This is a genomic window from Orenia sp. (genome assembly GCF_055140805.1).
In genome coordinates, this window is the sequence record NZ_JBSQYM010000152.1 from 1 (window position 1) to 11,063 (window position 11,063).

Below are 11,063 nucleotides of genomic sequence, written 5' to 3' on the forward strand. Positions count from 1 at the left end.
TAAAAGATGCTTTAGTCCTCTCTCCTAAGGTAGGAGAGAGTTAGAGTGAGGTATGAAAGGTTTTGATTTATTTCTCTTTAGACTTGGACACCTATATAGTCATCCAATTTTAGAATGAAACAATAGAAAGAGATTACGACACTTCCGTGTCTTAGTTAACAGTGTACAACAGTTGACAGTTAAGTTCAAAAGCACTAAAAGCCCTTAAAGTATAGGGTTTTGTCTTTTTACTGTAAACTGTCCACTGTCAACCGTCAACTATGGATATAAAATGTCGCTATATATCCATTAAATTACACTTTAGACTTGGACATCTATATAGGTATGTAAATTCAAAATGAAACTTAATGGAGATAGTGCGACACTTTCGTGTCGGTGAGTAGTTTGAGTGTGTGTGAAGTGCCTTTCTATTGAATTTCACTCACACTCCCACACCAACTTACACTTTTAGGAATCAACAGTCAGCAACCAGTTATCAGTAAAACAGACTGATTCCAGATTTCCGATTCCTGACACGAAAGTATTGATATAAAATTTTAATCTATAAGATTAAAATTTTTAGTATTTAGATAGAATAATAGTAGTTGATGTATATTTGTTAGACCTGTTATCTATTAAATTCTATTAAGGGGTGATTTTATGAGAAGTAGAAAAGGTGAGTTTGATCAATTTATTGACTGTAGATATGATGAAGAACTGGATAATTGGATTGCACAGCAGAATGATTTTGATTCTACTTCTAAAATTCAAAAAGATGCTCTAGAGAGTATTGCAGAAAAATATAGATATGATCTTCCTTGGAATGATGACTATTATCCTTTCTAAAGGCTTTCAGTTTTTAACTGAAAGCTTTTATTTTTTTAGCAACCTTGAGTTAATGAATAGATTGATTTGCTATTTCATAAATATTAATTAGATTCTAAAGTTTATAAGATTAAGGAGGGGAATTGGATGGTAGATAATAAAGAACAGATGTTAACCTTATCAAATAGAGAGCAATTAGAGTTGACAGGTGTGACTGAAGTTATTAATTTTACTGAAGGTGAGATTGCATTAGAGAGTAACTTGGGTAATCTAACGATTTTAGGAGAGAATTTGCATGTGAAACATTTGGATTTAGAGAATTCTCAATTGATTGTGACTGGATATGTAACAGGGTTAAAATATGATCAAGAAGGGAAGGCGGAAAACTTTATAAAACGATTATTTAAATAATTAATAGTTTCCTATTTTTGTTATTTATTTAGTCAATATTAGGAGGTGCTAAGGTGATCTCTTTAAAGTTACAATTCTTCACCTTTTTAAATATGGTGGTTATTGGAATTGTAGTTGGGGTAGTATTTGATTTTTATCGGGTCTTAAGGGGACAGACTAAGCCCAAGAAACTTATTACTAATATATTTGATTTATTATTTGCAGTTATGGTAACTATAATTATCTTTATAGCTTTAATCTATAGTAATGGAGGAGTAATTAGAGTATATGTCTTTTTGGGGATTATTTTAGGACAAATAATTTATTATTGGTTATTTAGTCGTTATATTATTATTTTATTTTCACAATTAATTGAATTTATCTATTTTATTCTCTGTAAAGTTAAAAATCTTACTTTATTAATATATAATAATATTAAGAAGACAATTATAAAGATGAAAAATTGGCTAAAAACAAGATTTAAAGAGTAATGCAGGAATGATACTAGTTATGGAGAAAGAAGTAATACTACATTCAGCATTAATAAGGTGGGATTGAATTCATTATGGAAAAGTATAATATTAGAAAGAAGAATAATAAGAGTTCTTCAAAAACTATTAAACTAAGACGTTTAGTGTTAATTGTAGTTTTATTCTGTTTTTTTGCCATTCTTTATAATTTTTATCAAGGAAATCAAGAGAAGAAAGTAATGGAGGCTAAGGTTTCAGCTTTGCAAGATGAGATTAGTAATTTGAAGAGAAGTAAAAAGGAGTTACAGGGGCAGATAGAGCATATTAATTCGAAAGACTTTATCGAGAAGATAGCTAGAGAAGAGTTAGGTTTGGTCAAAAAAGGAGAGGTGCTTTATATAATTGTGGACGAATAAGTTTAATATTGAGTTTAAGTTTAAGGCATAGTTAGATTAATTTAAGGTAGATTTATTTATACTTAAACTCAACCTCAATTTTAATTATGATAGGAGGAAGTTAATTGAGTTTTAATATAGAGAAGGAATTAGCCAAAGAGTTGAATCTAAAGGTAGGACAAGTTAAAAGAACAATCGAATTATTTGATGATGGGAATACTATTCCCTTTATTGCTCGCTATAGAAAAGAAGTGACTGGTAGTTTAAATGAAGAGCAATTAAGAGAATTAACAGAGAGATTAGATTATTTAAGAAGACTTGAAGGTAGAAAAGAAGAAGTGATTAATTCAATTGATAAGCAAGATAAATTAACTGAAGAGTTAGAAACTAAGATTAGACAAGCTACTCAGCTACAGGAGCTTGAAGATTTGTATCGGCCATACAAACAAAAGAGAAAGACAAGAGCAAGTAAAGCAAAAGAACGAGGGTTAGAACCCTTAGCTAAACTTTTCTTAAGGCAAGAGCTGACCTCTGGTAATGTAGAAGGGTTAGCTGAAGGATACATAAATCCTGAAAAAGAGCTGGAAAGCACTGAAGATGTATTACAAGGGGTTAGAGATATTATAGCTGAGTATATAGCTGATGATCCATATAGTAGAAAGACAGCTAGAAAGTTAACCTTTGAATCTGGAAGTTTAGTCTCTGAAGGTAAGGTTGAAGAGAGAACAGATTATGAGATATATTATGATTATCAGGAAGGTATCAAGAAGGTACGCCCTCATAGTACTCTTGCTATTAATCGAGGAGAGAAAGAAGATATTTTAAGGGTTAAAGTGGTGACTAATGATCAAAATATTTTAGATAGATTAAAAGATAACTTTATTTTGCAAAAGTCTATATTTACAGAACAGATAGAAGAAGCCCTTATTGATGCTTATAATAGGTTGGTTGCTCCTGCTATCGAAAGGGAGGTAAGAAGCCATCTAACGGAGTTGGCTGAGGAGCATGCGATTAATGTATTTGCCAAAAATTTAAGAAATCTATTATTGCAGCCACCTTTATCTAAAGTAAGAGTTATGGCAATTGATCCTGGTTTTAGAACAGGTTCTAAGGTAACTACTTTAGATGAATTTGGTAAATTTATCTCCTATGATACCATCTACCCCCATCCTCCTCAAAAAAGATGGGATGAAGCTAAAGAGAAGTTAAGTGTCTTGGTTAAAGAGTATGATATAGATGTGATTGCTATTGGAAATGGGACTGCCTCTCGAGAGACAGAGAGCTTAGTTGTTGAATTGATTGGTGAGTTATCCAAGGATTTAAAGTATATTATTGTCAATGAAGCAGGTGCGTCGGTCTATTCTGCTTCCAAACTGGCTGTTAAAGAGTTTCCTGATTTAGATGTATCGATAAGGGGTGCAATCTCTATTGGAAGAAGGCTACAAGATCCTTTAGCAGAATTGGTCAAGATTGCTCCTAAGCATTTAGGAGTAGGAATGTATCAGCATGATGTGACAGAATCAAGGCTAGAAGAATCACTAAAGGATGTAGTAGAGTCTGTTGTAAATTATGTAGGGGTTGATTTGAATACAGCATCTAGTGCCTTATTAGAATATGTTTCTGGAATCAATTCTAATGTTGCTAAGAATATAATAAAATATAGAGAAGAGAAGGGAAAATTTAAAAGTAGAGATGAATTAAAGGATGTTTATCGTTTAGGGCCTAAGACCTTTACCCAAGCAGCAGGGTTTTTAAAGATTAGGGAAGGTGAGAATCTTCTAGACCAAACTTCTATACATCCAGAGTCTTATCATGTAGCTGAAAAGTTGTTAGCTAAACTTAATTTTCAGTTAGAGGATTTATCTAATAAGGATTCATTGAAAAGTTTACAAGATAAGATAAAAACTTTAGATTTAACTAATTTAGTTGAAGAGTTAAAAGTTGGTTTACCGACCTTAAGGGACATAATCTCAGCTTTAGCAAAACCTGACCGTGACCCACGAGAAGAGTTGCCTAAGCCTATTTTTAGAACCGATGTCCTTAAACTTGAAGATTTAGAAGTAGGTATGGTATTACAAGGTACTGTACGGAATGTAGTGGATTTTGGAGCTTTTGTAGATATTGGAGTCAAACAAGATGGGTTAGTTCATGTTTCCCAATTGAGTGATAAGTATATTAAAAATCCTTTGGATGTGGTAGCAGTAGGTGATATAGTTAGTGTTTCAATTTTAGAAATTGATGCCCAAAGAGGTAGGATATCACTAACTATGAACTTTTAAACTGTTTGACACTTGACAGATGATAGGATATAATGTAAGGGATTAATATACTTATAAACACATAAAATCTTATGAGGAGGAATTTTTTTAGCATGTCAATTGAGGTTGGAAGTATTGTAAAAGGGGTAGTGACTGGGATCACCAAATTTGGAGCTTTTGTTGAATTAGATGGAGGTGAGAGCGGTCTAGTTCATATCTCTGAAGTAGCTGATGCTTATGTTAAAGATGTTAATAATTATTTAAAACTTAATGAAGAAATTAATGTTAAGGTAATTTCTGTTGGAAAAGATGGTAAAATAGGATTATCTATTAAACAATTATCTGAAGCTAATAAGAAAACTAAGTTTACTCAGGCACCTAAAAAATCTTTTGATGATATGATGAGTGACTTTTTGAAAGAAAGTAGTGAAAAACAACAAGATTTAAGACGTAGCTTAGATAAAAAAAGCGGTAATATAAGATAAATATAAATTATTATAAATCAGTAGATTTTTAATAATGGGTAGTCATTATTATGGTTTATGATAGTAATATTATAGATGTATTACTTTAATATATCTATTGTATATAAAATTTACTGAATGACTGTTATTAGAGCACCCTCAATTATTGGGGGTGTTTTATTTATATCACCTAGGGAAAAATAGAAGGTAGGGACTTATTTTAGTAGATAAATTGATATAATAGAGAGATAGTGTGACACTTTTTTGAGTTGACAGTGGTTTACACGAAGAGTTTTGGTTTTTAAACTCGTAGGGACGGTGTACAGTTTACAGTTAAAAGACCAAAATGAAAGACCTTAAAGGGTTTGAATTTAACTGTCAACCGTCAACTGTACACTGAAGTAAAACTGTCGCAATATCCCCATTAACAGATACTATCTATATAGAAGTTTAACTAGTGCCATCTATTAACATACTAAATATAAAAAGGAGTGGTTTGATGGGTTATAATCAAGAAGATATAAAGATATTGGAAAGACAATTAGGGCGAAAACCAAGGAATTTGGTTGATATTATTAAAAGGTGTAAGAATGGAAGTCCACAGGTAGTAGTTACTGCACCTATTTTGGATAAAGGTGATAGTATAGGAATCTTTCCAACTACATTATGGTTAACTTGCCCAGAGTTAAATTATAGAATTGGAAAATTAGAGAGTAAAGGACTGGTTCAAGAGGTTCAGAATAAGATTTTAGGTGATGAGGGGCTAGCTCAAAGGTTAAAAGAAGCACATCAAGATTATGCTAATTATAGGTTGAGTTTGGTTAAGGAAGATAGGTTAGAAGGTTTAAAAGAGAATAATCCTGGGCAGTATAAGGTTTTAAAGGAATCTGGAGTAGGTGGTATTTTAGAATTTGAAGGAATTAAGTGTTTACATACACATTTTGCTCATTATTTAGTTGATGGGAAGAATCCAGTAGGAGAGATGGTAGCTGAGTTATTAGAAGAAGAGTATGGAGAAATAGAACCAGAAGAATGTTGTATGGAAGAAAGTCTAGAGGAGGAGTAGAGATGAGGGTAGGTGCAATTGATATTGGAACTAATTCAGTCCGGCTGTTGATTGCTGAGCAGGACAATGATGGATTGAATAAATTAGTGAACCGATTAAGAACCCCTAGATTAGGTGAAGGGATTCATCAGAGTGGATATTTAAACGAGAAAGCTATCTTGAGGACAATTAAGGTTTTAAGAGAGTATAAAGAGATAATCGCTGATTATGATGCTAAAGTTATAGCAGTAGCAACAAGTGCTGTTAGGGATGCTAAAAATCAGGATATATTCTTAAAGAGGGTTAAAGGTGAGACTGGAATAGATATCAAGGTGATTAAAGGTACTGAAGAGGCTAGGCTATCCTATTTAGGTGTTATATCAGCTCTTAGTAATTTAAAAGAACGTATTTTAGTCATTGATATTGGTGGTGGAAGTACAGAATTTATCTTTGGTGAAGAGAAGGGGATAAATGATTTTAATAGCATTGATCTTGGTGCTGTTAGATTGACAGATAGCTATGGTGAGAATTTAGAAGAGATGAAAAGAGAATCTAAGATAATGATTGCTGAGGTATTAAAAGATAGGAATATAGAGCAATTAATAGGTGTTGGAGGTACTGTAACTACTTTGGTATCGATTAGAGAAGCTTTAGAGAGTTATGATTATGATGTTATTCATGGAGCTAGTTTATCTAAAAAAGACATTACAAAGATATTAGGTAATTTAAGCACATTATCTTTAGTAGAAAGAAAAGAGATAATTGGGTTAGATGCTAAACGGGCAGATATAATTATAGCTGGAATAGTCATACTCTTAGAGATAATGGAGGTAAGTGGACAAGCTAAAGTTAAGGTCAGTGATGATAGTATTTTAGAAGGTGTAGTGATAGATACTCTTAATTAAATTTTTAAACAGAATAACTAAGTATATAATAGATATAAGGAGTAATAGTTAGTAATAAATAGTTAATTTGATTTAAAACTAATATTTGGTTGTAAATATATTTGACCAATAGGATTATATATAATATAATAGCTATTGTCGTTTGAGGAAATTGTCCTTAAACAAGTGATTTGCCGAGGTGGCGGAATAGGCAGACGCACCGGACTTAAAATCCGGTGGGATTTAACTCCCGTGTCGGTTCGAGTCCGACCCTCGGTACCATTTTAAAACAGTTAAGAGTTAAAAATTAAGAATTAAAAGTGTTTAATAACTATTAACTCTCCATTCTTAATTATTAACTGAACTTTATTGTCGCGGGGTGGAGCAGCTGGTAGCTCGTCGGGCTCATAACCCGAAGGTCGTTGGTTCGAATCCAGCCCCCGCAACCAAAATGAAGGTTTATTATAATAACTATATACATGGCGGTGTAGCTCAGTTGGCTAGAGCATACGGTTCATACCCGTAGAGTCGGGGGTTCAAATCCCTCCGCCGCTACCAAATTTGAATTTAATAAACGTACATATAGATTAAAGACACTATCTTTTAGATGGTGTCTTTTTCAGTATATTCACCTATACAAAATATATAATGTAACAAATTAACCTAAAAGAATATATTTAAATCTTTATTTATGGGATAATTATGGTAATAGATGAGTTTTATTGTCTTAATTTTTTGAACGATTATCTCTCTTTATCGACAAAATTTTATCTTTGGAAGATGTATAATAAGGATAAAATTTACAATTAATGTAATAAAGAGGAGGGGTCGTTTTGGGAAGTTTAGAATTACCTATTTATCAGAGAAAGAGTGATTTTACAAATAAAGAATCTAAAAAAAGTTCTTTTTTTGTAACCTTAAATAGTATACCTTATATGAATGTGACCTTGTCTTTAATTGCTTTTTTATTTGGACGAGCTACTATTTTAGATGGGTTGACACCTTTTGGATTTGTCTATTTTGCTCTATTTTTATACCAAGTTAAAAAGCAGATAACGGGAGTATCAAGATTGTTATTTATATTTGTGGGTGTATCTATAGGATATGCTTTTCAGTTAGAATTTTTAGCTATTAAGTATATCATTAGTATGGTTTTATTGGTAATAGCTAGTAATTATCTAGATGATTGTAAGCCGTTAAAATACTCGTTATTAGCAGGATTGAGTATTTTATTATGTCAGATTCCTGAATTAATATTAAGTTCGTCTACTTCAAATGTAATTTTAGTCATTTCTGAAGTTCTAATTATATTTTTAATGACCTTATTATCTCTGAGAATATTACCAGATTTTTTAATTTATTTAGAGAATAAGAGTCAAAAAAATATAATGATTTTGATCTTTACTATTATAGTAATTGCTTTATCTATTGGAGGTCTACCTGTTGAAGAGATTGCTTCTATTAATTTGGTACGAGTAGCTAGTAGTTATTTAATTATGATTATAGCTTTAACTGGTGGGACAGGTTTAGCTACCATAGTAGGGGTATTATTGGGTTTCTTTTACAGTATTTCTCATTTAGATAGTACTCCATTAATAGGTAGTTATGCTTTGTCTGCTTTAATTGCAGGTAGTTTTAAAAAACAGAAAAAGTTAGGAGTAATCCTTGGTTTTGTTTTAAGTAATATTATCTATCTTATCTTTATGAATGAAGCCATTTCTGATATGGTTTTGTTAAAAGAGGTGTTAATTTCTGCTTTATTATTGCTATTAACCCCCAACAGTTTATTACCAGCGTTAAATCTTTTGATTGATGATAAGTATAGAGGTTTGAGATTAGAGGATAGGAAATTGCAATCTTTTATTTCTCACAGAATGGAAGAGTTTTCAAATATATTCACAGAGTTATCTAGCTCTTTTGTTGAGTTAGGGGTAACTGAACGAGAAGAAGTAAAGAATATAGGTTCTTTTTTAGATTTATTAACCGATAAAGTATGTTCTAAATGTGATTTGTATAATTCTTGTTGGAATAACTCTTTTTATAAGACTTATAATTCTTTATTTGATCTGTTATTAATAGCTGAAAATAGGGGAAAAGTAACAGTGGATGATTTGACAAATATTATGACCATCAGTTGTTCAAGAAAGATAAAATTAGCAACAGCAATTAATGAGTTTGTGAAGATGTATGAGCTTAATAACTATTGGAGAGCTAGACTAGAGAGTAGTGAGAGAATCTTATTAGATCAATTATCTGGTATGTCTCAAGTAATAAATAAATTATCTAAAGAATTTAAAGTAGAGATTAGAACAGAAGATGAGATAGAGAATAAGATATACTCTATTTTAGAGAATAATGGATTTATGGTTAAAGAGGTTCTAGCTACAAATTATAATAACGAAGAGTTAGAGTTTACTATTAGAAAGAATAGTTGTAATGGAGATAGTACCTGTGCTAAGAAGATGATTCCTTTGCTTAATAGTAAATTAGATTTAAATTTAGAGATGATTTGGAATGAATGTGGTGCTGAATTGGGGAAAAGAAGTTGTATCTGCCAATTGGCTCCAGGAGCTAATTATCAGTTTAAGTATGGAGTAGCTAGTTTGAGCTCTAATCCAGATATTTCAGGTGATAATTATACCTTCTTCAAACAAAGAGATGGCAAGTTTATCTCTATTTTAAGTGATGGAATGGGTGTAGGTGCTAAGGCTTCTCAGGAGAGCAGAACTGCTGTAAATTTATTACAGAAGATGTTACAAGCTGGTCTCGATTATGAATCAGCCTTACATATAGTTAATTCTTCTTTAGGATTAAGGTCTTGTGAGGATTCCTTTGCAACTGTAGATTTATTTAATGTAGATCAAACAACTGGGCAAGCTGAATTTGTAAAGGTGGGATCAGCTTCTAGTTTTATAAAAAGAGCTTCTGATATTAGTATGATTAAGTCTACCACTTTGCCAATTGGTATTTTAAACAAAGTTGATATAGAGCCTAATTCATTACAGTTACAAGATAAGGATTTAATCATTATGATGACTGATGGTGTCTTAGATAGTAACCAACATTTAACTATTAAAGAAGAGTGGGTTCTTAGGGTCCTTAAGAACAACCTTATTAATGATCCTCAATCTTTAGCACAATATATTCTTGATAAGGCTCAATCAGAGAATGATGAGCTAAAAGATGATATGACTGTACTTGTAATTAGGGTTGATAAATGTTAAGATAGAATAAATAAGTAAATTAAGCAGGAAAAAATAGATTTTTGTAGAATTTAAAACCGTATAGAAGTTTTATTTTGGGATTTATCTTTTGTACATAAACTTGATTTCAAATCGGTTTTTAGAGGGGATATAGAATAAATGTCTTTGTTAACTAAAGTAGAATCTACTATAGAGAAATATAAATTAATTAATAATGGGGATAGAATTTTAATAGGGGTATCAGGGGGTCCTGATTCCCTTGCTTTATTACATAGCTTAAAAAGATTAAAGGAAGAATATGAATTATATTTACATATTGCTCATTTAGATCATATGATTAGAGGTGAAGAATCTCTAGCAGATGCCAGATTTATAGAGAAGGTAGCTAGAGAATGGAATATTCCTATTACTGTCAAATCTTATGATGTTAAAGCCTATCAAGAAGAAAAGGGTTTATCCCTTGAAGATGCAGCCCGTCAAATTAGATATAGATTTTTCTTTAGATTAATTGAAAAATTGAATGTTAATAAGATTGCTGTTGGGCATAATGCTAATGACCAGGCTGAAACTGTATTAATGAAATTTTTACGTGGAGCGGGATTGAAGGGTTTAAGTGGGATCTATCCTAAACAAGGAAAGATTATTAGACCATTGATTGAAATCTCTAGAGAAGAGATAGAAGTTTATTGTGAAGATTATAACTTGAATCCAAGAATTGATAAGAGTAATCTAGAGACTATATATCTTAGAAATAAACTTAGATTAAATTTAATACCTTTATTAATAGAGGAATATAATAATAACCTAGTCTCTACATTAAATAAGACGGCAAACCTGCTAAGAGAAGAAGAAATTTTTTTAGAAAATTATACAATGAGTAAGTTGACTGAATTAACTATAAATCAAAGTAATGGAAAATTGATCTTAAATTCCGAAAAATTATTAGAATTAAATTTAGCAATACAAAGAAGAATTATTAGAGAGGGTATTAAAATTTTAAAAGGAAGTTATCAGGATATTTATTATGATCATATTGATTTAGTTTTAGATTTAATTAAAAATTCTGAAACTGGAAGTCGGCTTAATTTGCCTCAAGAAATAATAGTTATTTTGAACTATGATGAGGTGATTCTGTCTCTTATACACATCT

At 31.2% G+C, this 11,063-nt stretch carries 10 protein-coding genes and 3 tRNA genes; all 13 read left to right on the forward strand.

Annotated features, from left to right (window positions below; all coding sequences use genetic code 11):
* Positions 1–639 precede the first annotated feature (639 nt).
* Entirely contained in the window at positions 640–825 is a 186-nt protein-coding gene (locus ACTCDL_RS12890; protein WP_463177385.1) for a hypothetical protein, read from the forward strand.
* Positions 826–951: 126 nt separating this feature from the next.
* On the forward strand, positions 952–1,215 hold the full coding sequence (gene yabP / locus ACTCDL_RS12895; RefSeq protein ID WP_463177388.1) for a sporulation protein YabP: 264 nt from the start codon (positions 952–954) through the stop codon (positions 1,213–1,215).
* 53 nt (positions 1,216–1,268) lie between these two features.
* Positions 1,269–1,685 (forward strand): spore cortex biosynthesis protein YabQ, encoded by a 417-nt coding sequence (gene yabQ, locus ACTCDL_RS12900; RefSeq protein ID WP_463177395.1) that lies wholly within the window; start codon positions 1,269–1,271, stop codon positions 1,683–1,685.
* Between the two features lie 74 nt (positions 1,686–1,759).
* Positions 1,760–2,080, forward strand: a complete 321-nt coding sequence (locus ACTCDL_RS12905; RefSeq protein ID WP_463177401.1) for an FtsB family cell division protein — start codon at positions 1,760–1,762, stop codon at positions 2,078–2,080.
* Between the two features lie 104 nt (positions 2,081–2,184).
* Positions 2,185–4,338 carry a Tex family protein gene (locus ACTCDL_RS12910; protein ID WP_463177408.1) on the forward strand — a complete coding sequence of 718 codons (2,154 nt, stop codon included), beginning with the start codon at positions 2,185–2,187 and terminating at the stop codon, positions 4,336–4,338.
* Positions 4,339–4,430: 92 nt separating this feature from the next.
* Entirely contained in the window at positions 4,431–4,802 is a 372-nt protein-coding gene (locus tag ACTCDL_RS12915; protein WP_463177414.1) for a S1 RNA-binding domain-containing protein, read from the forward strand.
* A 478-nt stretch (positions 4,803–5,280) separates the two neighbouring features.
* The gene (locus ACTCDL_RS12920; RefSeq protein WP_463177418.1) at positions 5,281–5,847 is read left to right on the forward strand and encodes a DUF501 domain-containing protein; all 567 of its coding nucleotides are present in this window, start codon (positions 5,281–5,283) and stop codon (positions 5,845–5,847) included.
* 2 nt (positions 5,848–5,849) lie between these two features.
* Positions 5,850–6,731, forward strand: a complete 882-nt coding sequence (locus ACTCDL_RS12925) for a Ppx/GppA phosphatase family protein (RefSeq protein ID WP_463177421.1) — start codon at positions 5,850–5,852, stop codon at positions 6,729–6,731.
* A gap of 172 nt (positions 6,732–6,903) precedes the next feature.
* Positions 6,904–6,992: transfer RNA gene (locus ACTCDL_RS12930), tRNA-Leu, on the forward strand.
* Positions 6,993–7,083: 91 nt separating this feature from the next.
* Positions 7,084–7,159, forward strand: a tRNA-Met gene (locus tag ACTCDL_RS12935).
* Positions 7,160–7,191: 32 nt separating this feature from the next.
* Positions 7,192–7,268 (forward strand) — tRNA-Met (locus ACTCDL_RS12940).
* Positions 7,269–7,543: 275 nt separating this feature from the next.
* On the forward strand, positions 7,544–9,934 hold the full coding sequence (gene spoIIE / locus ACTCDL_RS12945) for a stage II sporulation protein E (protein WP_463177424.1): 2,391 nt from the start codon (positions 7,544–7,546) through the stop codon (positions 9,932–9,934).
* A 138-nt stretch (positions 9,935–10,072) separates the two neighbouring features.
* A partial coding sequence (gene tilS, locus ACTCDL_RS12950) for a tRNA lysidine(34) synthetase TilS (RefSeq protein ID WP_463177428.1) occupies positions 10,073–11,063 on the forward strand: 991 nt, incomplete at its 3' end.

Coding starts and splice junctions, on each gene's coding strand:
- ACTCDL_RS12905 (WP_463177401.1), top strand. CDS start 1,760: ATGGAAAAGTATAATATTAGAAAGAAGAATAATAAGAGTTCTTCAAAA.
- yabP (WP_463177388.1), top strand. CDS start 952: ATGGTAGATAATAAAGAACAGATGTTAACCTTATCAAATAGAGAGCAA.
- ACTCDL_RS12920 (WP_463177418.1), top strand. CDS start 5,281: ATGGGTTATAATCAAGAAGATATAAAGATATTGGAAAGACAATTAGGG.
- ACTCDL_RS12925 (WP_463177421.1), top strand. CDS start 5,850: ATGAGGGTAGGTGCAATTGATATTGGAACTAATTCAGTCCGGCTGTTG.
- ACTCDL_RS12890 (WP_463177385.1), top strand. CDS start 640: ATGAGAAGTAGAAAAGGTGAGTTTGATCAATTTATTGACTGTAGATAT.
- ACTCDL_RS12915 (WP_463177414.1), top strand. CDS start 4,431: ATGTCAATTGAGGTTGGAAGTATTGTAAAAGGGGTAGTGACTGGGATC.